This window comes from Thalassobaculum fulvum, assembly GCF_014652915.1.
GTDB classification, from domain to species: domain Bacteria; phylum Pseudomonadota; class Alphaproteobacteria; order Thalassobaculales; family Thalassobaculaceae; genus Thalassobaculum_A; species Thalassobaculum_A fulvum.
In genome coordinates this window covers 284796-308804 of the sequence record NZ_BMZS01000001.1, presented here as the reverse complement: position 1 = coordinate 308804, position 24009 = coordinate 284796, and the positions used below count along the sequence as shown (strand labels likewise).

Here is a 24009-nt window from a genome sequence, read left to right as displayed (position 1 = left end):
GTGGAACGGTCGCGCGCGTCCCCGCGCTGGGCCCTGCCGGGACGGTCCAGCGTCAGGCGGCCCTACCTGACGGCCGCCGTGCTTTCGCACATCCTGTTGGCGGTCGCGGCCGGGCTGCTGATGCTCAACCTCGCCCAGGAGCGGCAGGCCGACCTCCGATACGCCGGCCTCGACCTCGCCTCGCGGGCCCGTTCGATCGGCCAGACCCTGAACGTGCACTTCGACCAGATTCTCGCGAGCCTGGAGGCGATCGGCCACGAGATCGACCGGCGTGGCCTGGACCGCACCGACGACCGCGTCCTCGACGGGCTGCTGTGGTCGACCCGGACCAGCCGGGTCGGCACCGTCAGCGGCACGCTGTACGACGCGTCGGGAGCGCCGGTCGCCGCGACCGGAGGCGGCGACCCCGCGCTCGACGCCGCGAACCTGCCGTTCTTCGCGGCCCACCGGGACGCCTACCGGACCATCGTGATCGAGCGGCCCGACCCGGCGGCCACCGGCGGCCGTTCCGGGCTGGCCTTCAGCCGCTCCCTCACCGCCCCGGACGGCGAGTTCCTGGGCGTTGCCCGGGTACTCGTGGAGCCCACCGAGATCGTCGACCTGATCGTCGCCGACGATCTCGGCGGGTTCGACCGGGCGACGCTGTTCGACGGGTCCGGCGAGGTCCTGGTCAGGTGGCCGGCCGCGATCGACGACGGCGCGCCGGCGCACCGCGCTCCGCCGGGGTCCGAACTGGTGTCGGCATCGTTCCAGCTGCAGAGCTTCCCGTTCCGCCTGGAACTGTCGGCGAACCGGGACACCGTGCTGTCGACGTGGCGGGACTCGCGGGATCTCGTCGCCGCGGTGATTCTCGCGCTGGCGGTCCTGGTCCTGGCGTTCAACGTCTTCCTGTGGTTCCGCATGCGCGACGAGGTCGAGCGCGATCGCGCCGTCCGCCGCTTCTTCTCGGCCGTCGAACAGAGCCCGAGCAGCGTCGTGATCACCGATACCAAGGGCTCGATCGAGTACGTGAACCCCCAGTTCACGGAGCTGACCGGCTATCGTCGGGAGGAGATGCTCGGCCAGAACTCCCGCATGACGAAGTCGGGGCACACCTCGCCCGCGGAGTACGCCAACCTGTGGTCCACCATCCTCTCGGGCCGGCCCTGGCACGGCGAGTTCCTCAACAAGAAGAAGAACGGCGAGCTGTTCTGGGAAGACACGAAGATCTCGCCGATCTTCGACAGCGACGGCCGGATCATCAACTTCCTGGCGGTCAAGGAGGACATCACCAGGCTCAAGGACGCCCAGGCCGCCATGGAGCGGTCGATGATCGAGGCCAAGGCGGCCAACCTGGCGAAGTCCCGCTTTCTCGCGCTGATGAGCCACGAGCTGCGCACCCCGCTCAACGCGATCATCGGGTTCTCCGAGTTCATGGCGAAGGACCCCTACCAGGGCATCCGGGACGACCGGTACAAGGCGTACATCGCCGACATCAACGGGTCGGGGCAGCAGCTTCTGCGGATCATCAACGACGTCCTGGACCTGTCGAAGATCGAGTCCGAGCGGATGGTCCTGATCGAGCGCTCGATCAGCCTGTTCGCGGTCGCCGCCCAGTGCGTGCGCCAGAGCCGCCCGCTGCTGCGCCCGGACGGGCCGACGCTGCAGCTCCTCGAGCCGGATTCCTCGCCGATACTCCGGGCCGACGAGATCCGGGTGAAGGAGATCGTCTTCAACCTCCTGTCCAATGCGATCAAGTTCACGCCGAACGGGACGATAACGGTCGCTCTCGAGAGCCGGCCGGACGGCGGCGTCAGCCTGATCGTGAGCGACACCGGCTGCGGCATCGCCGAGCAGGACCTGCCTCGGGTGCTGCAGCCGTTCGAACAGGTGCACGTCGATCCGATGGTGCGATCGCAGCAGGGCACCGGACTCGGGCTGCCGATCGTCAAGCGGCTTGCCGAGCTGCACGGCGGCACCCTCGACATCGAGAGCGAGCCCGGCCGGGGAACAACCGTCCGGGTGACGTTCCCGGCGGAGCGGGTGATCGGAGACGTCGCCTCGCTCGAGGAGAAGCTCGCGGCGGAGGGGCAGAACGCACGGGTCCGGTCCGCGGGCACCCGGCCAGCCGCCGCCGGCTCGTCCTGATAGCGTCGCCGGTACGGGCCGGCTACAGCCCCGCGAGCGCCGGCGGGTCGTCGGTGACGACGCCGGCGACGCCCCAGCCGTACAGCTCGGCGGCGCGGTCCGCCTGGTTGACCGTGTAGGTCATCGGGATCCAGCCGCCGTCGGCGATCCGGGCCACGTCGGCGGCGGTCTTCAGCGATTGCTGGTCGGAAATCACCGCCACCGCGCCCAGGTCGCGGGCGGCGTCCCGCCAGCCGTCGGGGAACTTCCAGACCAGCAGGCCGCGGTGGAAGGTCGGGGCGTAGTCGCGCACCACCCGCAGCGAGGCGACCGCGAAGCTGGTCATGAAGATCGGGTCGGCGGCGGTCCAGCCGGCGTCGTCGAGGACGCCCAGCACGGCGGCGGCGGTGACCGCCTCGGCGCCCTTGTCGGGCTTGATCTCGAGGTCGAGACCGAGGCCGAGGCGGCGGCATTCGGCCAGGCACTGCGCCAGGGTCGGCACGGTCTCGCCGGCGAACCGCGGGTCGAACCAGGAGCCGGCGTCCAGCCGGCCGAGCTCGCCCGAGGTGCGGGCCGCCACCGGGCCCTGGCCGGCGGTGGTGCGGTCGAGCGTGTCGTCGTGCATCAGCACCGGCACGCCGTCCTTGGCCAGCTTGGCATCGACCTCGATCCAGGACACGCCGCTGTCGGCGGCCGCCCGGATCGAAGCCAGGGTGTTCTCGGGTGCCAGCGCGGCGGCGCCGCGATGGCCGATCAGGCGGGGGGCGACGAAGCCGGAAGGTGCGCTGCTCGATGACATGACGTTCCTCCGCCCCGTCGCCCGCCCGATCGTTACTCGGCGGCCTTCTTCTTCTCGAGGTCCTCGCCGGTCTCCTGGTCGACGACCTTCATCGACAGCTTGACCTTGCCGCGGTCGTCGAAGCCGATGACCTTGACCTTCACCGACTGGCCTTCCTTGACGACCTCGTCGACCTTCTCGGGCCGGCGGTCGGCGACCAGCTGGCTGATGTGCACCAGGCCGTCGCGCGGGCCGAGGAAGTTCACGAAGCAGCCGAACTCCAGGATCTTGACGACCTTGCCGGTGTAGATCTCGCCGATCTCCGGCTCCGCCACGATCGACTTGACCCAGTTGTAGGCGGCGTCGAGGGCGCTCTGCTCGACCGCCGCGATCTTGACCGAGCCGTCGTCGTCGATGTCGATCTTCGCACCGGTGGTGTCGCAGATCTCGCGGATGACCTTGCCGCCCGAGCCGATGACGTCGCGGATCTTGTCGACCGGGATCTTCATCATGGTCATCTTCGGCGCGGTCGCCGACACGCCCTCGCGGGCGTTGGTCAGGGCCTTGCCCATCTCGCCCAGGATGTGCATCCGGCCGTCCTTGGCCTGGCCGAGGGCGACCTCCATGATCTCCCTGGTGATCGAGGTGATCTTGATGTCCATCTGCAGCGCGGTGACGCCCTTGTCGGTGCCGGCCACCTTGAAGTCCATGTCGCCGAGATGGTCCTCGTCACCGAGGATGTCGGAGAGCACCGCGAACTTCTCGCCCTCCTTGATCAGGCCCATGGCGATGCCCGCCACCGGCCGCGGCAACGGCACGCCGGCGTCCATCATCGACAGCGAGGTGCCGCAGACCGTGGCCATCGAGGACGAGCCGTTCGACTCGGTGATCTCGGAGACCACGCGGACGGTGTACGGGAAGCTGTCCTTCGACGGCATCAGCGGCCGGGTGGCGCGCCACGCCAGCTTGCCGTGGCCGATCTCGCGACGGCCCGGCGAGCCCATGCGGCCGGCCTCGCCCACCGAGTACGGCGGGAAGTTGTAGTGCAGCATGAAGTGCTCGCGGTACTCGCCCTCGAGCGCGTCGATGATCTGCTCGTCCTGGCCAGTGCCCAGCGTGGTGACCACGATCGCCTGGGTCTCGCCGCGGGTGAACAGCGCCGAGCCGTGGGTGCGCGGCAGCACGCCGACCTCGGCCACGATCGGCCGGACGGTCTTGGTGTCGCGGCCGTCGATGCGCTGGCCGGTCTCCAGGATGCGGCCGCGGACGATGTCGCTCTCGAGGTCCTTCAGCACGCCCTTGGCGGCCTCGATCTCGGCGGCGTCCTCCAGGGTCGCGATCGCCTTCTCCTTGGCGGCGCCGACCTTGTTCTGCCGCTCGGTCTTGTTCGGCTCGTCGTAGGCTGCCTCGAGATCGGCCTTGCAGGCGGCCTCGAGCTTGGCGCGCAGGGCGTCGGTGTCGACCGCCGCCGCCGGCAGTTCCATCGGATCCTTGGCGCAGGCCTCGGCCAGCTCGATGATCGCCTGGATGATCGGCTGGAACGCGTCGTGGCCGAAGTTCACGGCCCCGAGCATGACTTCCTCGGACAGCTCGGAGGCCATCGACTCGACCATCAGCACGCCTTCCTGGGTGCCGGCGACGACCAGGTCGAGATCGGACTCCTTGACCTGATCCATGGACGGGTTCAGCAGGTACTCGCCGTCCTTGTAGCCGACCCGGCAGCCGCCGATCGGGCCGAGGAACGGCACGCCGGAGATGCACAGCGCGGCCGAGCTGCCGACCATGGCGACGATGTCGGGGTCGTTCTCCAGGTCGTGCGCCAGCACGGTGCAGATGACCTGGGTCTCGTTCTTGAAGCCCTTCACGAACAGCGGACGGATCGGACGGTCGATCAGGCGGGAGGTCAGGACCTCCTTCTCGGTCGGCCGGCCCTCGCGCTTGAAGAAGCCGCCCGGGATCTTGCCCGCGGCGAAGGTCTTCTCCTGGTAGTGCACGGACAGCGGAAAGAAGTCGATGCCGGGCCGCGGCGACTTCGCCGCGACGACGGTGCACAGCACCACGGTGTCGCCGTAGCGCGCCACCACCGCGCCGTCGGCCTGGCGCGCCATCTTGCCGGTCTCGAGGGTGAGCGTACGCCCGCCCCACTGGACTTCCTTGCGGTAAACTTCGAACATTTCACGTTCCTTCGCTTGGAACCGCGTGGTCCAAACGCAACCCCGTCCGGTCGGTCCGCTCAATCTCTCGGCGGCACAAGCACGTCGACCCGTCGGCAGCGCTGGGCCGACGGGTGAGCCTGCTTCTCCACGATGGAGGGGGAATAGACGCCCTGCTTCGTCATGGCGTCGCTGCGGTAGTCCCTCGGTTCATCTCTCTCTTGCGCAGCCGTCCCATGCCACGGAACGCCCCTGGGGTCAATCCTCGCGGCGCCGGATGCGCACAGCAGAAGGGCCGATCGCGAGGATCGGCCCTTCGGTCGTGTCCGAAACTGCGGAGCGCCGCGACCGGCGCGGCGCCGCGGTCAGCGGCGGATGCTGAGACGCTCGATCAGGGTCGAGTAGCGCTGCACGCTCTTGCCCTTGAGGTAGTCGAGCAGGCGGCGGCGCTGGCCGACCAGCATCAGCAGGCCGCGGCGCGAGTGGAAGTCCTGCTTGTGGGCCTTCATGTGCTCGGTCAGGTTGGCGATGCGCTCCGTCAGGATCGCGACCTGGACCTCCGGCGACCCGGTGTCGCCTTCCTTGGTGCCGTATTCCTTGACCAGCTCGGCCTTGCGCTCGGGCGTAATCGACATCGTCCTCTCTCCTTCGTTCAGAGGTTCAGCACCCGCACCGGGCGAATGGCGCCGCCTTCGATCCGCGCGATCGCGACCGGCATATCGCCCTCCAGGGCATATACGAGGTCGCCTTCACGAAGATGGCCAAAACGATCCCGATCCATCGCTCGGAACACGGGAACGCCCTGGCCGTTGCGGAGCGTCTTCGCCTCGGGGCCGCTCAGGGCCAGCGCCGGGATGCCGTCCAGCGCGGTCGCGACCGGCCTGAGGTGCTCGAAAGCCGCGGGGTTATGCATCAGCTCGGCCAGCGAATCCAGCGAAATCGCCTCGGCCTCGGCGAACGGACCGACCCGCAGCCGCCGCAGCGCCACGATATGGCCGACGGTGCCGAGGCTCTCGGCCAGGTCGCGGGCCAGCGCCCGCATGTAGGCGCCCTTGCCCGACGACACCCGGAACCGGGCGCGGTCGGCGTCGATCACCTCGGCCAGGTCGAACGCCAGGATCTCGATCTGGCGCGGCTCCAGGTCGACCTCCTCGCCGGAGCGCGCCAGGTCGTAGGCCCGCTCGCCGTCGACCTTGACCGCGGAATAGATCGGCGGGACCTGCTCGATCTCGCCCAGGAACCGGCGGGTCGCCTCGCGGATCGCCGGCTCGTCGGGACGCACGTCCGAAGTCGCGGTCACCGCGCCCTCGCGGTCGTCGGTCGACCGGGCCTCGCCCCACTGGATCGTGAAGTCGTAGTCCTTGGTGGCGTCCATCACATAGGGGACGGTCTTGGTCGCCTCGCCGAGCGCCACCGGCAACACCCCGGTCGCCAGCGGGTCCAGGGTCCCGGCATGCCCGGCCTTGGCGGCGTCGAACACCCGCCGGACGGTCGCCACCGCCTGCGCCGAGCTGACGCCCGACGGCTTGTCGACGATCACCCAGCCGTGGACCGGCCGGCCGCGCTTACGCCGGGCCATCCCGATCCTCCGGCTCCCCGCCATCGTGCCCGTCGACGTCGTGCCCGTCCTCGCCGTCGTCCGCCGCCTCGACGTCGCGGCGGACCGCCGGGTCGCGCAGCAGCGCGTCGATCCGGGTCGAGGTGTCGAACGCGGTGTCGCGCTCGAACCGGAGCTTCGGGGCGTATTTCAGCTTGATGTCGCGGGCCAGCAGGCCGCCGAGCCGGCCGGCGTTGCGCTTGAGCGCCGCCAGCAGGTCGGAGGCGTCGCCGCCGCCGAGCGGGGTGATCCAGACCGTGGCGTTGCGCAGGTCCGGCGACACCGTGACCTCGGAGATCGTCACCCGCGCGTCGTACAGCGCCGGGTCGTGCAGGACGCCGCGCTCCAGCACCCGCGCCAGCACGCGGCGGATTTCCTCGCCCACGCGCAACTGCCGCTGGCTCGGCTCGCCAGGAGCCGTCTCCCGTCCCGTCATGACTTCAGTTCCCCGGCGTTGGTCCCGGCGATGGAGGACGGCCTCAGCCGGCCGCCTCCTCCTGCCGCACCGATTCGAGGGTCCGAGCCACTTCCTTGAGCTCGAAGCACTCGATCCGGTCGCCGACGCGGATGTCGTCGTAGTTCTCGAAGGCCATGCCGCATTCGTAGCCCTCGCGCACCTCGCGGACCTCGTCCTTGAAGCGCTTCAGGGTCTTCAGCGTGCCCTCGTGGATGACCACGTCGTCCCGCAGCAGGCGAACCTTGCAGCCGCGCTTGATGATCCCGTCGGTCACCATGCAGCCGGCGACCTTGCCGACCTTGGTGATGTTGAACACCTCGCGGATCTCGGCGTAGCCGATGAACTCTTCCTTGATCTCCGGCGCCAGCATGCCCGTGAGCAGGGCTTTGATGTCGTCGATCAGGTCGTAGATGATCGAGTAGTAGCGGATCTCGAGCCCCTCGCGGCGCGCCATCTCGCGGGCCTGCGGGTTGGCGCGGACGTTGAAGCCGATGATCAGGCCGTTCGACGCCTTGGCCAGGCTGATGTCCGACTCGCTGATCGCGCCGACCGCACCGTGCAGGATGCGCGGCTTGACCACCGTGGTCTCGAGCTTCTCGACGGTCGCCTTGATCGCCTCGTAGGAGCCGTGCACGTCGGTCTTGATGACCAGCGGCAGCTCCGAGGCCGATCCGGCCTGGATCGCCGACAGCATCTGCTCGACGGTGCCGCGGGCGCCGGCCGTAGCCTGCTTCTCGCGGATCACGCGCTGGCGGTAGTCGGCGATCTCGCGGGCCCGGCCCTCGTTCTCGACCACCACGAACTCGTCGCCGGCGGTCGGCGTGCCCTGCAGACCGAGCACCTCGACCGGAACCGTCGGACCGGCACTGTCGACCTGGGCGCCGCGGTCGTCGACCAGGGCGCGCACCCGGCCCCACTCGGCGCCGGCCACGAACACGTCGCCGACCTTCACGGTGCCGCGCTGGACCAGCACGGTGGCGACGCTGCCGCGGCCGCGCTCGACCTTGGCCTCGATCACCACGCCTTCGGCCGACCGGTTCGGGTTGGCCTTCAGCTCCAGCACCTCGGCCTGCAGCATGATGGCCTCGAGCAGGGTGTCGATGCCCTGCTTGGTCTTGGCCGACACGTCGACGACCTGGACGTCGCCGCCCATCTCCTCGACCACGATGTCGTGCTGCAGCAGCTCCTGGCGGACCCGGGCCGGGTCGGCGTCCGGCTTGTCGATCTTGTTGCAGGCCACGATGACCGGGACGTTGGCCGCCTTGGCGTGGCGGATCGCTTCCACGGTCTGCGCCATGATGCCGTCGTCGGCCGCCACCACCAGGATGACGATGTCCGTGACGTTGGCGCCGCGCGCCCGCATCTCGGTGAACGCCTCGTGGCCCGGGGTGTCGATGAAGGTGATCTTGTCGCCCGACGGGATCTGGATCTGGTAGGCGCCGATGTGCTGGGTGATGCCACCGGCCTCACCAGCCGCCACGTCGGCGTTGCGGATCGCGTCCAACAGCGAGGTCTTGCCGTGGTCGACGTGACCCATGACGGTGACCACCGGCGACCGCGGCAGCAGGTCGGCCGTGTCGTCGGCCTCGCCACGCATTCCAAGTTCCACATCGGACTCCGCTACTCGCCGGACCCGATGCCCGAACTCCTGAACCACCAACTCCGCAGTGTCGGCGTCGATGGTCTGATTGATGGTGGCCATCATGCCCATCTTCATGAGCGACTTGACCACGTCGCCGGCCCGCTCGGCCATTCGGTTGGCCAGTTCCTGGACGGTGATCGTCTCCGGCACCACCACGTCGCGGGAGAACTTGACGGCATCCTCGTCGTCGTGCTGGCGCTGACGCTCGCGCTCGCGGGCACGCCGGACCGACGCCAGGGACCGCGTCCGCTCGCTGTCGTCGAGCGCGGCAGAGATGGTCAGCTTGCCGCCACGACGGCGCTGGTCGCCGGCGCCCGCCCGGCCACGGGCCGGCCGCTTCGGCGCATCGCCGCGGCCGCGCCGGCGGCGATCGTCGTCCTCGGCCTCGACCACCGGGGCGCGCGGCGCCGGGGTGGCGGCGGCCGGGGCCGACGGCTGGCGCTCGAGCCGGGCGGTCGCCCGCTCGGCAGCTGCCTTGGCCTGACGCGCGGCCTCTTCCTCGGCCAGGCGCGCCGCCTCGGCGGCCTTCCGCTCCTCTTCGGCGTCGGCGATCTTGCGGAGCTCGTCGAGCTCGGCCTGACGGCGATCGACCGGCTCCGGCGGCGTCTCCTCGGCGACCGGCTCGATGGCGGCCGGCTCCGGCTCCGCGGCAGCGGTCTCGGCGGCCGGTGCCGCCGCAGCCTCGGCGGCGGCCGTCGCCTCGCTGTGCTTCAGGCCCTCCTGCAGAGCACGCGTACGGGCCGCGCGCTCCTCGGCGGTCAGCTCGCGACCGGCGCCGGACCCGCCCTTGCCGCCGGCAGGGCCGGGGGCCGGCGTACGCCGGCGGCGCACCTCGACCTGCACGGTCTTCGAGCGCCCGTGCGAGAAGCTCTGCTTGACCTGGCTCGTCTCGACGGACTTGCCGAGGGACAGCTTGTTGCGGCCCCCGGAGAGGCTCAGCTTCTTGCGGTCCTGGTCACTGGTGCTCGACATCTGGTCTTCGCCCAAATCATCCATCCATCAACGGGCCGGCGCCTTCAATACACGCACCGGCCGGGTTTTCCAAGCGCTGCCCCGGGGTCATCACGCGGAATCCCCCGAGTCGGTCGGCTTCCCGCCGCAGACGGTCGGCCAGACCGCCCCCCGGGCCACCGCTGTCCACGAAGCCGTGGACGGTATGCTCGCGCCCGAAGGCGCCGGCCAGTTCGGCCGCCGTCAGTACCGCGACCACCGGGCGGTCGCCCGCCAGCGCCCGCAGCCGGGCCCGGCCGTCCTCGGCCCCGTCCGAGGCCTCCAGCAGCACGCCGGGCCGCCCCGCCTCCAGCGCCTGGCGCACCTTGGCCAGGCCGGCAACCGCCGCACCCGACCGGCGCGCCAGCGCCAGCAGTTCCACGCAGCGCCGCGCCAGCAGCGCCTCGACCCGCTCGACCAGGCCGTCGTCGGCGGTCACCGGCCGTTTCGCGCCGCGGCCGAACAGCCGCCTGGCGACCGCCGTCCGCAGCACCGCCCGGTCGGCGGTCACCCAGAAGCCGCGTCCCGGCAGCCGTTCGTCGACGTCCGGGACAACGCTGCCGTCCGGGCCGGCGACGAACCGCACGAGGCCCGACCGCGGCGCGCTCTCGCGGGTGACGAGGCAGCGCCGCTCGGACTCCGCGGCTTCCGCCGCCGCTGCCTCACGCCGTCGGCTCAGGCTCCGCCTCCTCGCCGGTCGCCGCCGGCGCCTCCTCGTCGTCGAACCAGTGGGCGCGGGCCGCCATGATCATGGCGCTGGCCTGCTCCTCGTCGAGCGAGTCGGCCGGCACGATCTCCAGCAGCTCGTCGCTCGCCAGGTCGGCGAAGTCGTCGAGCGTCTTCACGCCCTTCTCGCCGAGCGCCACCAGCATCGCCGGCGTCATGCCCTCGATCTCGGCGACCTCGTCGGTCACGCCGAGCTCCCGGCGGCGCTCCTCCAGGCGGGCCCGCTCGGCCTCGACGTGGTTGAGCGCCCGGTTCTGCAGCTCGGCGGCGATGTCGGCGTCGAAGCCCTCGATGTCGGCGAGGTCCTCGAGGTCGACATAGGCGATCTCCTCGACCGACGTGAAGCCCTCCGCGACCAGCAGGCCGGCGATGACGTCGTCGATGTCGAGCGCGGTGATGAAGGTATCGGAGCGCACCCGGAACTCTTCCTTGCGGCGGTCCGACTCCTCCTGCTCGGTCAGGATGTCGATGTCCCAGCCGGTCAGCATCGAGGCCAGGCGGACGTTCTGGCCGCGCCGGCCGATCGCCAGCGACAGCTGCTCGTCCGGCACCACCACCTCGATGCGGCCGGCGTCCTCGTCGAGCACGACCTTGGACACCTCGGCCGGCGCCAGCGCGTTGACCACGAAGGTCGCCGGGTCCTCGGACCACGGGATGATGTCGATCTTCTCGCCCTGCAGCTCGCCGACCACGGCCTGCACGCGCGAACCGCGCATGCCGACGCAGGCGCCGACCGGATCGATCGAGCTGTCGTAGGAGATCACCGCGATCTTGGCGCGCGAGCCCGGGTCGCGGGCCACCGCCTTGATCTCGATGATGCCGTCGTAGACCTCCGGCACCTCCTGGCGGAACAGCTGGCGCATGAATTCCGGGTGAGTGCGCGACAGGAAGATCTGCGGGCCGCGCGGCTCGGAGCGCACGTCCTCGATGTAGGCGCGGATCCGGTCGCCCTGGCGGAAGGTCTCGCGCGGCAGCAGCCGGTCGCGCCGCAGGATCGCCTCGGCGCGCTGGATCTCGACGGTGACGTTGCCGTACTCGACCCGCTTGACGACGCCGTTGATGATCTCGCCGGCGCGATCCTTGTACTCCTCGAACTGGCGCTGGCGCTCGAACTCGCGGACCTTCTGGACGATCACCTGCTTGGCGGTCTGGGCGGCGATGCGGCCGAAGTCGATCGGCGGCAGCGGCTCCTCGATCACGCTGCCGAGCTCAAGGGCCGGGTCGATCCTCTTGGCCTGGTCGAGGGTGATCTGCGAGACCTCGTCCTCGATCTCCTCGACGACGGTGGTGCAGCGCTTGAGCGAGATCTCGCCGGTGCGCCGGTCGATGGTCGCCCGGATGTCGTGGTCGGGGCCGTACTTCGAGCGCCCGGCCTTCTGGATCGCCTGCTCCATGGCGATCAGGACCTCCTCGCGGTCGATGCCCTTGTCGCGGGCGACCACGTCGGCGACCTGGATCAGCTCCAGCTTCGGTTGCGTCGCGATATCCATCGTCCTCGTCGTCCTCCTAAGGAGCCGCCGTCATTCGCCGTCCGCGCCGCCGGCCGGGGCGCTCGCCGCCACCAGCTCGTCGGTCAGGACCAGCTTGGCGCGCGCGATGCCCTCGAACGGAAGGGCCTCCTGCACGCCGGGCTCGGTCTCCACCAACACCCGGTCCGCGTCGTCGACGCCGCGCAGCCGGCCGCTGAACCGCTTGCGGCCGTCGATCGGCGCCGCCATGTCGACGCGGGCCTCGAATCCGGCGTAGCGCCGGAAGTCCTTGAGCCGGGTCAGCGGCCGGTCGATGCCCGGCGAGCTGACTTCCAGCGTGTATTCGCCGGCGATCGGGTCCTCGACGTCGAGCACGGCGGAGATCGTTCGGCTGATCTCGGCGCAGTCGTCGACGCCCATTCCCGAGCCGTCGGCCCGTTCGGCCATGATCTGAAGGGTCGGGCGCCGGCCGCCGGTCATCATCACGCGCACCAGTTCGTAGCCCATGGCCTCGACCGTGGGCGCGACGATGCCCGCGATCCGCCTGGTCGCCATATCGCTGATGTGCGCTTCCGACACGCCGCCCTCGATCCCCTCCGGGGGCGGTCACCGCCAACAAAAAAGTGGGCCGCTGGCCCACCCCCGATCACGACATTCGATTAAGGAGACTGGGATATAGCGGAGACCGCCGGGAATCGCAAGGGGCGGGAGTCGCCGGCGGCGCCGGCTACACCTTCACGAACCGCATGTAGGCCGGCGGGCGGCCCTCGGCCCGGCCCTTGCTCTCGTAGCGGGTCTCCGGCCAGTCGGCCGGGCGGGTGCGCCAGTCGGCGAGCCGGGTGCCGGTCCAGCGCAGCCCCGGATGCGCGGTCACCCGGCCCAGGATCCAGGTCAGGTAGCCGGGATCGTCGGTGGCGATCCGCAGCTCGCCGCCCGGCGCCAGCAGCTCGTGGAAGCGGGCGACCGAGGCGTGCTGGATCAGCCGGCGGAAGTGGTGCCGGCGCTTCGGCCAGGGGTCCGGGTGCAGGACGAAGATCCGCTCCAGCGAGCCGGCCGGCAGCGCCGCCACCAGCGGGCGGGCGTCGTCGGCGTGGATCCGGACGTTGTCGAGGCCGTCGTTGTCGACGTGGCGCAGCAGCGAGGCGACGCCGTTGACGAACGGCTCGCAGCCGACGATCCCGACGTCGGGATGATTCTTCGCCTGCCACGCCAGGTGCTCGCCGCCGCCGAAGCCGATCTCCAGCCACACCGCCCTGACAGGGCGGCCGAACCAGCCGCGCGGGTCGCCGGCGAAGTCCGCCGGCACCGCCAGCTGCGGCAACCGCTCGTCGACCAGCACCTGCATGCCGGCCCGCAGCGGCCGGCCCTTGCGACGGCCGAAGAACAGCTGGTCGCCCGGAATCCGGCCGGGAATGCGCGGCTGGGGCATGCGGCTACCGGGCGACCCTCGGCCTGCGGGCTCAGGCGAGCGCCGACTTCAGGTCGTCGACCAGGTCCAGCTTCTCCCAGGTGAACCCGCCGGTGTCGTCCGGCTGCCGGCCGAAGTGGCCGTAGGCCGCGGTGCGGGCGTAGATCGGGTTGCTGAGCGCCAGCCGGGTGCGGATGCCGCGCGGCGACAGGTCGATGTTCTCCGAGATCACCTTGGAGAGCTTGGCCTCGTCGACCCGGCCGGTACCGTAGGTCTCGACGAAGATCGACAGCGGGTGCGACACGCCGATCGCGTAGGACACCTGGATGGTGCACTTGTCGGCCAGGCCGGCGGCCACGACGTTCTTGGCGACCCAGCGCGCGGCGTAGGCGGCCGAGCGGTCGACCTTGGTCGGGTCCTTGCCGGAGAACGCGCCGCCGCCGTGCGGTGCCGCACCGCCGTAGGTGTCGACGATGATCTTGCGCCCGGTCAGGCCGCAATCGCCGTCCGGACCGCCGATCACGAACCGGCCGGTCGGGTTGATGTAGTAGACGGTGTCGTCGTCGACCCAGCCCGCCGGCAGGGTCTCGCGGATGAACGGCAGAACGAGCGCGTGGACCTGGTCCTGGGACAGGTCGGCGTCGTGCTGGGTCGAGACCACCACCGAGGTCGCCTTGACCGGTTTGCCGTTCTCGTAGCGCAGGGTCACCTGGCTCTTGGAGTCGGGGCCGAGGCCCTTGACCGTGCCGGCGTGCCGGGCCTCGGCCATGCGGCGCAGGATCTCGTGGCTGTAGTGGATCGGCGCCGGCATCAGCGCGTCGGTCTCGGTGCAGGCGTAGCCGAACATGATGCCCTGGTCGCCGGCACCCTCGTCCTTGTTGCCCGAGGCGTCGACGCCCATGGCGATGTCGGTCGACTGCTCGTGCAGCAGGATGTCGACGCCGGCGGTCTGCCAGTGGAAGCCGTCCTGCTCGTAGCCGATGTCCTTGACCGCCTGGCGGACCTTCTCCTCCATCAGCTCGTGGGTCACGCTGGACGGACCGCGGACCTCGCCGGCGAGGATGATCTTGTTGGTGGTGGCCAGGGTTTCGCACGCCACGCGGCTGGCCGGATCGGCGGCCAGGAACAGATCGACGATCGTGTCGGAGATGCGGTCGCAGACCTTGTCGGGATGGCCTTCCGACACCGATTCGCTGGTAAACAGGTAACTCGTCTGGCTCAAAGGATCCTCCGCGCGGCAGACCTGATGTCCCCGGCAGCCCCCAGCGCCCCGGGAATCGACGAGGGCCGGCGACGGGCCGGCCCAGGCGTGGAACGCGGCGTTTTTGCGCGAATGCCGTTCGGGGTCAAGTCCGAAGCCGGGACACGCCCCTGCCAGCGCCCCGGCTCACCGTTCGCCGCCGTCGATGGCGTCGGCGATCGAGCGGGTCAGCTCGTACAGCCGGCGGCGCGCGCCCGGGTCCTGGATCCGGTAGAACGCGCGCACCAGTTCGATCGTCTCGCGCCGCTGCATCGGATCGTCGCCCTGGGCCGGCACCGCCGGCGGTTCGCCTTCGGCGACCCCCTCCGGCAGGTCGTCGAAGAAGAACCCGACCGGCACCTGGAGCGCACGGGCCAGATCGAACAGGCGGCTGGCTCCGATCCGGTTGGCGCCGCGCTCGTATTTCTGGACTTGCTGGAACGTCAGCCCGAGCGCTTCGCCCAGGCGCTCCTGGCTCATGCCCAGCAACGTGCGCCGGAGCCGGACACGGGCGCCGACATGCACATCGACGGGATTTGGATTGCCAGCTGTGGGCGGACGACCGACCCGCCTGCGACCCGGCCGTTCGCTCGCCATGCCGCCCTCGTGTTTTGTTAACCAAACCGAGCCGGCATTATTCCATACTCTTGTATGCAGTCAACGCCAGTGAGCGATTAATTTTCATACAAATCAAACAATTCCGCGCTGTTATTCACCGCCTCCTACACGCCCGATCCGGGCGAGGGCGATCAGCAGACCGACCGCCAGGAGGAACCCGAGGTCGCCGATCCGCGAATACAGGGTCGGCGGCAGGGCCCGCGGCAGCGGCGCGTCCAGGCTGCCGGCCTCGCCCAGGCCGAGCATCGCCAGGCTGCGGCCGTACGGGTCGGCGACGAACGAGATCCCGGTGTTGGCGGCGCGCACGATCGGCAATCCCTCCTCGATCGCCCGCAGCCGGGTGATGGCCAGATGCTGGTAGGGCCCGCTCGACCGCCCGTACCAGGCGTCGTTGGTCAGGTTGAGCAGCCAACCGGGGCGGCCGGCGGCGGCGACCGCGCCCGGGAAGATCGCCTCGTAGCAGACCAGCGGCGACACCGGCGGCGCCGCCGGCAGCGCCAGCGTCTGCGGCCCCGGCCCGGGGGTGAAATCGCGCGAGCCCTGGACGATCGGCTCGAGCGGCAGCACCGAGCGCAGCGGCACGTACTCGCCGAACGGCACCAGATGCGCCTTGTCGTACGACCAGCGGGTCGAGCCGTCGGCCGCCATCGCCAGCACGCTGTTGTACACCCGGCCCTCGGCGTCCTCGCGCGGCGCCCCGAACAGCAGGGTGCCGCCCGGCGGAACCGCGCCGGCCAGCCCGGTCAGCGGGGTGTCCGGGCCGATCAGGTAGGCCACCGCGGTCTCCGGCCACACCACCAGGGTCGGGGCCGCCCCCGGCGCGATCCCGTCGGCCCGCACCGTCGGCGGCGCGCCGGCGGCGCTCAGCGACAGGTAGCGCAGCACGTGGCGCGGCTTCAGGGTCGGGTTCCACTTGTCGCGCTGCGCGACGTTGCCCTGCACGACACGCACGACGGCGCCGTCGACCACCGGCGCCGGCCCGGCCGGGATCCGCGCCCAGCCCCAGCTGCCCAGCCCGGCCAGCAGGGCCGCGCAGGCGGCCGCCGCCGACCACCGGGCGCGCCGGCCGGCCGCCGGGTCGAGCCACAGCGCCGGCACCGCGGCGACCAGCAGGGTGACCAGCGACACGCCGTAGGCGCCGACCAGCGCCGCCGGCTGCAGCAGCGCCGGCAGCGGTTCCCAGACGTGGACCGGCAGGTTCCAGGGAAAACCGGTGAACAGGTGGCCGCGCAGCCACTCCGCCAGCGCCAGGGCGGCGGCCAGCGCCAGCCACCCGGCGACGCCGTCGCGGGCCAGCCGGCGGGCCGCCCAGGCCGCCACCGCCGTGAACAGCGCCAACACCGCCGGCAGCCCGGCGACCGCGAACGGGATCAGCCAGCCGTAGCGGGCGCCGTCGACCAGCAGCGCGTTGGCGATCCAGTACAGCCCGGCGACATGGAACCCGAAACCCCACAGCCAGCCGGCGAGTGCGGCACCGCGGCCGGTCTCCGCGACCCGCACCGCCCAGGCCAGCACCGCCACGCCGAAGAACGCCGGGATCGCTCCGACCGGCGGAAACGCCGCCACCGCCACCGCACCGGCACCGGCGACGGCAAGAGCCCGCAGCCATGGCCGGGCCAGGGCGGCACCCAGCCCGGAGCGCCGCCGGCCCGAGGCGACGTCACTCGGCGGCACGGTCCACCGCGTTCGGCCGCCGCCGCACCCGCAGCGTCCGCAGCCGCCGCGGATCGGCGGCGACCACCTCGAAGTCGAGGCCGGCCGGATGCCGGATCACCTCGCCGCGGGTCGCGACCCGGCCGGCCAGGCTGAACACCAGCCCGCCCAGGGTATCGATCTCCTCGCGCTCGTCCTCGGTCAGAACCGGCCCGACCAGGGCCTCGAACTCCTCCACCGTGGCGCGGGCGTCGGCCAGGATCGTGCCGTCCGGCTTCTCCTCGAGCTTCGGCGCCTCGTCGACGTCGTGCTCGTCGCTGATCTCGCCGACGATCTCCTCGACCAGGTCCTCGATGGTGATCAGCCCGTCGATGCCGCCGTACTCGTCGACCACCAGCGCGAGGTGCCGGCGGGTCATCCGCATTTCCTGCAGCAGGTCGAGGGCGCGCGACGACGGCGCCACGAAGGTCACCTCGCGCGCCAGCTCGGAGACCGGCACGTCCTCGCCGCGGTTGAGGTGCCGCACCACGTCCTTCAGGTGGATCATGCCGATCACGTCGTCGAGCGTGCCGCGGTAGATCGGCATCCGCGAATGCGCGGCGTCGCCCATCACCTTGGCCGCCTCCGACAGCATCAGCGACTGCTCGACCGCCACGATGTCGGCCCGCGGCACCATCACGTCGTAGGCCGTGATGTCGCGCAGCCCGAGCACGTTGCGGATGATCGCGCCCTCGTGCGGGTCGATCGGCGAGTCGTCCTCGTTCTCCTCGATCAGCTCCTCGAGCGAGGCGCGCACCGCCGAGGTGCCGTTGCGCCCCAGCCCGACCGCGCGCAGCAGGGTGCGCCAGGCGTCCGACAGGGCGCCGCGGTCCTGACCGACGGCACTGCTGGAACTGCCGGAACTGCCGTTGTCGCTCATGCCGCCCTCGCGTCGTCGGGGTCGGCATACGGGTCCGGAACCCCGAGGCCGGCCAGCACCGCGCGCTCGAGGTCTTCCATCTCCTCGGCCTCGGCCTCGGTTTCGTGGTCGTAGCCCGACAGGTGCAGCACCCCGTGCACCACCAGGTGCCGGAGATGGTCGATCGCCGGCTTGCCCTGCTCCTCGGCCTCGCGCAGGACGGTGCCCAACGCGAGAATGACGTCGCCGAGCGGCCGCGGCGCGCCCTGCTCGACGAACACCGGCGGCACGAAGGCCGGCGGGAACGACAGCACGTTGGTCGCGTAGTCCTTGCCGCGGTGGTCGCGGTTCAGGCCGCGGACGGTGGCGTCGTCGGACAGCACCACCGACAGTTCCACGGCCTCCGGCTCGAAGGCCGCCAGGGTCGCCGCCACCGCGGTTTCGACCGCCGCCTCGGGGTCGTCCGCCCCGTCGGGACCGTTCGCCAGGGCCAGCCAGCCCGGGTCGTCCACCCGGACCGTCAGGTCGACCGGCGCGGCCGCGGAGCTAGATCGAGGTCGGTCGTCGTCGTTCGGATCGTCGTCGTTCATCGGGATTCTTTGGTGGGCAGGAGAGTCCCCTCCCGCCGGTTGTAGGCGTGCACGATGCGCGTCACCAGCGGGTGCCGCACAACGTCCGCCGCAGTGAATTCGATAAAGGCGACGCCCTCGACGGAATCAAGGGCCTCGACCGCATCGCGCAGCCCGGACTTGTTGCCGAGCGGCAGGTCGACCTGGGACAGGTCCCCGGTCACCGCCATCCGCGAGTTCTCGCCGAGGCGGGTCAGGAACATCTTCATCTGGGTCGGGGTGGTGTTCTGGGCCTCGTCCAGGATCACGAAGGCGTTCGCCAAGGTCCGGCCGCGCATGAAGGCGAGCGGCGCCACCTCGATCTCGCCGGAGGCCAGCCGGCGCTCGACCTGCTCGCCCGGCATCATGTCGTACAGCGCGTCGTACAGCGGCCGCAGATACGGGTCGACCTTCTCCTTCATGTCGCCCGGCAGGAAGCCCAGGCGCTCGCCGGCCTCGACCGCCGGCCGCGACAGGATGATGCGATCGACCCGCTTGGCCTTCAGCATGGCCGCCGCGACCGCCACCGCCAGGTAGGTCTTGCCGGTGCCGGCCGGGCCGAGCCCGAATACCAGTTCGTGCTCGAGCAGCGCCCGCACGTAGAGCTGCTGGTTCAGCGAGCGCGGGTTGATCGGCCGCTTCCAGGTCTCCAGCACCGCCTCGCCGGCGGCGAAGCCCTTGACGTCGCCGCCGCCGTCGCCGGCCGCCACCCAGGCCATCGCCGCGTCGACGTCGCCGAGTTCGAGCGCCCACGGCTCCCTGCCCTTGTTGCGGGTTTTCTCGAGCCGGCGGTACAGCGCCTCAAGGGTCTTCTGGGCGGCCGGCGCCGAGGCCTCGTCGCCGGAGATCCTGAGCGTGTTGCCGAACGGCGCCAGCGAGACGTTCAGCTTCTGCTCGATGCGTGTCAGGTTGCGGTCGTGCTCGCCGAACAGCAGCGGCAGCAGGGAATGGTCGTGGAATTCGAGCTGGATCGAGGCGGGTTCCGCGCTCAAGCGATGGCCCTTTCCGTTGCGGCCGGCGCCGGCGCGCGGTCCGCGGGGTTGCCCGGCTCGTCCGTGGTCACCACGGCGCCGGACAGGCTGTTGGCATGGCCGTCCAGGATTCGGACCGGCACGATCCGGCCGAGCAGCCGGTCCGGGGCCTCGGCATGCACCGCCTGCATCCACGGGCCGCGGCCGACCAGCTGGCCGGCCCGCGCGCCGCGACGCTCGAACAGCACCGGCTGGACGCTGCCGGCGGCACTGCGGTTGAACGCCGTCTGCTGGGCGCCGATGAGCTGCTGCAGGGCGGCCAGCCGCTCGGCCTTGACCGCTTCCGGCACCGCGTCCTCCATGTCGGCGGCGGGCGTGCCGGGCCGGGCGCTGTACTTGAACGTGTAGGCCTGGGCGTAGCCGATCTCGCGGACCAGCCGCAGGGTGTCGGCGAAGTCGAGATCGGTCTCGCCCGGGAACCCGACGATGAAGTCGGAGCTCAGCGCCAGGTCGGGGCGGGCCGCGCGCAGCCGGTCGACGGTGCGACGATAGGTCTCACCCGTGTGCTTGCGGTTCATCGCCGCCAGCACCCGGTCCGAGCCCGACTGCACCGGCAGGTGCAGGTACGGCATCAGCGCCGGCACGTCGCGATGGGCTGCGACCAGCTCGTCGTCGACGTCGCGCGGGTGCGAGGTGGTGTAGCGCAGCCGCTCCAGCCCCTCGATCTCCGCCAGCCCGCGGATCAGCCGGCCGAGGCCCCAGACCCCGCCCGCCGGCGCCTCGCCGTGGTAGGCATTGACGTTCTGGCCGAGCAGGGTGATCTCGACCGCGCCCGCCGCCACCAGCCGGCGCGCCTCGGCCAGCACGTCGGCGGCCGGCCGCGAGAACTCGGCGCCGCGGGTATAGGGCACCACGCAGAACGTGCAGAACTTGTCGCAGCCCTCCTGCACCGACAGGAAGGCAGCGGCACCCTGGCCGCGGCTCTCCTCCGGCAGGTGGTCGAACTTGGCCTCGGCCGGGAAGTCGGTGTCGACCACCCGTGCCCCGCCCGGCCCGTCCCGGTCCAGGGCGCGGGTCAGCAGCTCCGGCAGCCGGTGGTAGGTCTGCGGCCCGAACACCAGGTCGACGACCGGCGCGCGCCGGGCGATCTCCTCGCCCTCGGCCTGGGCGACGCACCCGGCCACCCCGATCAGCACGCGCCGGCCCTGGCGGGCGGCCTCGTCCTTCAGGGCGCGCAGCCGGCCGAGCTCGGAGTACACCTTCTCGGTCGCCTTCTCGCGGATATGGCAGGTGTTGAGGATGATCAGGTCGGCCCCGTCGGGGGTCTCGCCCGGCTCATAGCCATGCGGCGCCAGGACGTCCGCCATGCGCGCGGAGTCGTAGACGTTCATCTGGCAGCCGTAGGTCTTGACGAAGAGCTTCTTGGCCAAAGTCGCCGCCTAACGCCCTTCGGCAGTCACGGCGGCCGATCTACCGTATGCGAGCGACTTCAAGTCGGTCTCGATCCCTCGTGGCACGATCGCCGTCGATCCGTTGCGGTGCGCCGCACGCACCGATCCCTGGGTCGAACCTACGACTCGGACGCCGGCTGTCAAGCGACACTCGCATGACGGCGGCAATCAGCGGCCGGCATTGGCCCGCGCGACCCCGTCGGCGACCCGGTCGCGGCAGGTCCGCGCCAGGTCCTTGCGCGAGCCGGCTTCCGCCAGCGAGGTCGCGGCATGGAACTCGACGACCACCGTGACCCGGCCGAGCGCCACCACCTCCCACAGGTGCGGCGCCAGCTCCATGTCGCCGTACCAGGCCAGGAACGGGCGCAGGCTCCGGCCGAGCGGCATGCCGTTCAGCCGGGTGTAGGCGATCGACAGCGGCTGGACCTTCAGGGGCCGGCCGTCGACCTCGTGGTCGGCCGCCGCCAGCAGCCCGCTCTTGAACGGCAGCACCCTTGTGCCGTCGCTGCTGGTCCCCTCGGCGAACAGGATCAGGTTGTCGCCGCTCTTCAGCCGCTCGGCGATGGCGTCGCCGTGGTGGCGGACCGCGGTTCGGCGGCGCGCGACGAACACCGTGCGCTGCAGCTTGGCGAGCAGGCCGAAACCGGGCCAGCCGGCGACCTCGGACTTGGCGACGAAGCACCCGGGGACGATCGAGCCGAGCACCATGATGTCGAGGTAGGAGACGTGGTTACACACGTACAGCACCGGCCGCTCCTCGAGCCGGCGGCCGCGCACCACCACGCGGAAGCCGAGCAGCCGGGTGCACAGGCGGTGATAGAACACCGGCAGCTGCTCGCGCAGCCGCAGGCCGAGCGCGACCGCCACCATCTGGACCGGCAGCAGCGTCAGGGTCAGCAGCAGGTAGCCGGTCAGCCGCAGCACCCCGCGCGGCCGCGATCGGATCAGCCCGCCGTCCAGGTCCAGCAGGCGCCGCTCCTCGGCCTCGTCGACCACCACCGGCCGGGGCGGCCGCCGGACTCCGTCGCCCGGGCCGAGCCCTCTCGAGCCGAACCCTCTCGAGCCGAGCCCGCCGAGCCGACCGGCCATCGACCGGGCGCTCACGGCTCCGCCGCCTCGGCGCCGCGCCCGCGGCCGTCCCGGGCCTCGCGCTCGTAGTGGCGGTAGTACTTGTCGGTCACCGCGTCGGTCTGGACGATCACGCAGACGTCGGTGGTGTTGAACTGCGGGTCGATCACCGCCCCGTCGCCGACGAAGCCGCCGAGCCGGAGATAGCCCTTGATCAGCGGCGGCAGCGCCGCCAGCGCCGCCTTGGCGTCGACCTGGCCCGCCGGCTTGCGGTTCATCTCGACGTGCAGGTCCGGCAGTGCCCGCACCCGCAGCCGCTCCGGCGCCAGGTGGTGGTGGTAGAGGTAGGAGAGCTGGTCGGCCAGCGCGTCGACGTCGTTTCCGGGCAGCGAGGCGCAGCCGAACATCAGGGTGATGTCGTAGCGGAACACGAACGCGGCGATGCCCTTCCACAACAGCTGCATGGTCGAGCGGTTGCGGTAGCGCTGGTCGACGCAGGACCGCCCGAGCTCCAGGATCTCGCCGGGGAACGCCACGATCTTCGAGATGTCGTACTCGCCGGCGGTGTAGAAGCCGCCATGCGCGTCGGCCCGGCTGCGCCGGATCAGACGGTAGGTGCCGACCACCGCCTGCGGCCCGGTCCCGAGGTCGTGGTCGAGCACCAGCAGGTGGTCGGCGATCGCGTCGTAGTCGTCGAAGTCGCGCCGGCGATCGGCCATGTCGCCGATCGGCTTGGCCGCCCGCTCCTCGTAGAACACGCGGTAGCGCAGCGCCTGGGCGGCATCGACCTCGGCCTCGCGGGCCGCGAGACGGACCTCCATGGAACCGGATATGGCGAGTCCCAGGTCGCCGTCGGAAGGGGAGCCGATCTCTCGGGTCAGGATCCTGGCGCTCTCGTCGCTCATCGGTCGCGGTAAGTCGACGCTGTCGGGGCCGGCCGGACTCTCGCCCCGACGGAGCCCGGACCGTACAACCGTGAGCCGTCCCGGACAACCCGATAGCGGCCGCCAGCGGCCGGATCGACGGTCATCGAAGCGACCGCCGCCGGACCTCGGCGTCGACCGGCCGGGCACGACCGATCCGGTAGTAGCCCGGGCGACGGGCGATCACCGCGTAGCCGGCGGATTCGTACAGCCCGGTCGCGGCCGGATCGTCGGCCGCCACCTCCAGCACCACCGAGACCGCCCCGAGGGCCGCCGCCATGGTCTCGAAGGCCGCGAGCAGCCGGCGACCGATGCCCTGCCGGCGCGCCGCCTCGGCGACCGCCAGCGAGTGCACCTCGGCCTCGTCGGTCACCACCTGTCCGAGCAGATAGCCGAGCGGCGCGGCGTCGGCCGCGCGCTCGGCCAGCAATGCGACCGCGCCGTGCAGGGCGGCGATGCGGCGGACCGCGTCGACCGACCAGCGGTCGGCGAAGGCAGCCGCCTGCAGCCCGGCGATCGCCGGGTGGTCGTCGACGGTGGCCGTCCGGATGCGAACGGCGCCCGGGCCGGAGGGGCCCGTCATCGCGCGGCCGTCGGCGGCGTGACGTCCGGCGCCCGCAGGTACAGCGGGGTCAGCGGCGCCGCTCCGCCCGACGCCAGCCGCCGCAGCGCCACGGCGGCGACGGCACGCGCGTCGGGTCCGAAACCGGCCACCAGCCGCGGGTCGAGACCGGCGTCGCCGGCAGCCTTCAGGAGGCCGGGCGCGGCGTCGCCGGCCAGCCGACAACCCTCGGCGCCGGCCGGGCGCGCCGCCAGCAGCGCCGCGGCCGTGGCGACCCGCGGTCCGTCGAGCGCGTCGCCGCCGGCCCCGAACCACTGGCCGTACAGGTCGCTGCGCTTGGTGTCGAGCACGACCAGCAGGGGAGCCGTCCCGGCTCCGGCCGCCTCGGCGACCGCCTCGAGCGTGGTCACCGGGACGGTCGGCAGGGCAGCCGCGAGCGCGATGCCGCGGGCCGCCGCCAGCCCGATTCGCACGCCGGTGAAGCTGCCGGGACCGACGGTCGCCGCCACCGCGTCGAGCCGGTCCCAGCCGAGCCCGGCCTCGGCCATGACCCGTTCGACCATCGGCATCAGCGCCTCCGCGTGACCCCGGTTCATGGCGGTTCCGGCCGCCGCCAGCACGCCGCCGGCGTCGCTGACCGCGACCGAGCAGGCGCCGGCACTGCAGTCGAGGGCGAGCAGACGGGTCACCG

At 71.5% G+C, this 24009-nt stretch carries 22 protein-coding genes; 1 reads left to right on the top strand and 21 read right to left on the bottom strand.

The features are described 5' to 3' along the window. Positions 1–2127, top strand: coding sequence for an ATP-binding protein (locus IE246_RS01425; protein WP_189987127.1), 2127 nt, complete (start codon positions 1–3; stop codon positions 2125–2127). Positions 2128–2149: 22 nt separating this feature from the next. On the opposite strand, the gene IE246_RS01420 is transcribed toward IE246_RS01425, so the two are convergent. The 21 genes from IE246_RS01420 to tsaB all read right to left on the bottom strand — a co-directional run bounded on the left by IE246_RS01420 (position 2150) and on the right by tsaB (position 24007). Further along, the gene (locus IE246_RS01420) at positions 2150–2905 is read right to left on the bottom strand and encodes a glycerophosphoryl diester phosphodiesterase (protein ID WP_189987126.1); all 756 of its coding nucleotides are present in this window, start codon (positions 2903–2905) and stop codon (positions 2150–2152) included. 32 nt (positions 2906–2937) lie between these two features. Then, a complete protein-coding gene (gene pnp, locus IE246_RS01415) occupies positions 2938–5058 on the bottom strand; it encodes a polyribonucleotide nucleotidyltransferase (protein ID WP_189987125.1) in 2121 nt (706 codons plus the stop codon). Positions 5059–5402: 344 nt separating this feature from the next. Further along, on the bottom strand, positions 5403–5672 hold the full coding sequence (gene rpsO / locus IE246_RS01410) for a 30S ribosomal protein S15 (RefSeq protein ID WP_189987124.1): 270 nt from the start codon (positions 5670–5672) through the stop codon (positions 5403–5405). Between the two features lie 17 nt (positions 5673–5689). Then, on the bottom strand, positions 5690–6616 hold the full coding sequence (gene truB, locus IE246_RS01405) for a tRNA pseudouridine(55) synthase TruB (protein ID WP_189987123.1): 927 nt from the start codon (positions 6614–6616) through the stop codon (positions 5690–5692). Then, a complete protein-coding gene (rbfA, locus tag IE246_RS01400; RefSeq protein ID WP_189987122.1) occupies positions 6603–7070 on the bottom strand; it encodes a 30S ribosome-binding factor RbfA in 468 nt (155 codons plus the stop codon). The genes truB and rbfA overlap by 14 nt, the downstream gene beginning before the upstream one ends. A gap of 43 nt (positions 7071–7113) precedes the next feature. Then, the gene (infB, locus tag IE246_RS01395) at positions 7114–9705 is read right to left on the bottom strand and encodes a translation initiation factor IF-2 (RefSeq protein ID WP_189987121.1); all 2592 of its coding nucleotides are present in this window, start codon (positions 9703–9705) and stop codon (positions 7114–7116) included. A gap of 16 nt (positions 9706–9721) precedes the next feature. Then, complete coding sequence (locus tag IE246_RS01390; protein WP_189987452.1) at positions 9722–10402, bottom strand: RNA-binding protein; 681 nt, start codon at positions 10400–10402, stop codon at positions 9722–9724. Then, positions 10386–11939, bottom strand: coding sequence for a transcription termination factor NusA (nusA, locus tag IE246_RS01385; RefSeq protein WP_189987120.1), 1554 nt, complete (start codon positions 11937–11939; stop codon positions 10386–10388). The genes IE246_RS01390 and nusA overlap by 17 nt, the downstream gene beginning before the upstream one ends. A 30-nt stretch (positions 11940–11969) precedes the next feature. Then, the gene (gene rimP, locus IE246_RS01380; protein WP_189987451.1) at positions 11970–12473 is read right to left on the bottom strand and encodes a ribosome maturation factor RimP; all 504 of its coding nucleotides are present in this window, start codon (positions 12471–12473) and stop codon (positions 11970–11972) included. Between the two features lie 172 nt (positions 12474–12645). Next, complete coding sequence (gene trmB / locus IE246_RS01375) at positions 12646–13347, bottom strand: tRNA (guanine(46)-N(7))-methyltransferase TrmB (protein ID WP_189987119.1); 702 nt, start codon at positions 13345–13347, stop codon at positions 12646–12648. A gap of 31 nt (positions 13348–13378) precedes the next feature. Continuing rightward, positions 13379–14548, bottom strand: coding sequence for a methionine adenosyltransferase (gene metK / locus IE246_RS01370; protein ID WP_189987118.1), 1170 nt, complete (start codon positions 14546–14548; stop codon positions 13379–13381). A gap of 165 nt (positions 14549–14713) precedes the next feature. Beyond that, complete coding sequence (locus IE246_RS01365; protein WP_189987117.1) at positions 14714–15163, bottom strand: helix-turn-helix domain-containing protein; 450 nt, start codon at positions 15161–15163, stop codon at positions 14714–14716. A gap of 111 nt (positions 15164–15274) precedes the next feature. Next, a complete protein-coding gene (gene lnt, locus IE246_RS01360; RefSeq protein WP_229836208.1) occupies positions 15275–16858 on the bottom strand; it encodes an apolipoprotein N-acyltransferase in 1584 nt (527 codons plus the stop codon). Further along, complete coding sequence (locus tag IE246_RS01355) at positions 16845–17756, bottom strand: hemolysin family protein (protein ID WP_229836206.1); 912 nt, start codon at positions 17754–17756, stop codon at positions 16845–16847. Before IE246_RS01355 ends, lnt begins: the two co-directional genes overlap by 14 nt. Further along, entirely contained in the window at positions 17753–18325 is a 573-nt protein-coding gene (gene ybeY, locus IE246_RS01350) for an rRNA maturation RNase YbeY (protein ID WP_189987116.1), read from the bottom strand. The genes IE246_RS01355 and ybeY overlap by 4 nt, the downstream gene beginning before the upstream one ends. Next, a complete protein-coding gene (locus IE246_RS01345) occupies positions 18322–19335 on the bottom strand; it encodes a PhoH family protein (protein WP_189987115.1) in 1014 nt (337 codons plus the stop codon). Before IE246_RS01345 ends, ybeY begins: the two co-directional genes overlap by 4 nt. Beyond that, positions 19332–20744, bottom strand: a complete 1413-nt coding sequence (miaB, locus tag IE246_RS01340) for a tRNA (N6-isopentenyl adenosine(37)-C2)-methylthiotransferase MiaB (protein ID WP_189987114.1) — start codon at positions 20742–20744, stop codon at positions 19332–19334. Before miaB ends, IE246_RS01345 begins: the two co-directional genes overlap by 4 nt. Positions 20745–20933: 189 nt before the next feature. After that, positions 20934–21869 (bottom strand): lysophospholipid acyltransferase family protein, encoded by a 936-nt coding sequence (locus tag IE246_RS01335; RefSeq protein ID WP_229836200.1) that lies wholly within the window; start codon positions 21867–21869, stop codon positions 20934–20936. Next, entirely contained in the window at positions 21866–22738 is an 873-nt protein-coding gene (locus IE246_RS01330) for a GNAT family N-acetyltransferase (RefSeq protein ID WP_189987113.1), read from the bottom strand. Before IE246_RS01330 ends, IE246_RS01335 begins: the two co-directional genes overlap by 4 nt. 121 nt (positions 22739–22859) lie before the next feature. Then, positions 22860–23339, bottom strand: coding sequence for a GNAT family N-acetyltransferase (locus IE246_RS01325; protein ID WP_189987112.1), 480 nt, complete (start codon positions 23337–23339; stop codon positions 22860–22862). Further along, positions 23336–24007: a tRNA (adenosine(37)-N6)-threonylcarbamoyltransferase complex dimerization subunit type 1 TsaB gene (gene tsaB / locus IE246_RS01320; RefSeq protein WP_189987111.1), complete on the bottom strand. Its 672-nt coding sequence runs from the start codon at positions 24005–24007 to the stop codon at positions 23336–23338. The genes IE246_RS01325 and tsaB overlap by 4 nt, the downstream gene beginning before the upstream one ends. Between the last annotated feature and the right edge of the window lie 2 nt (positions 24008–24009).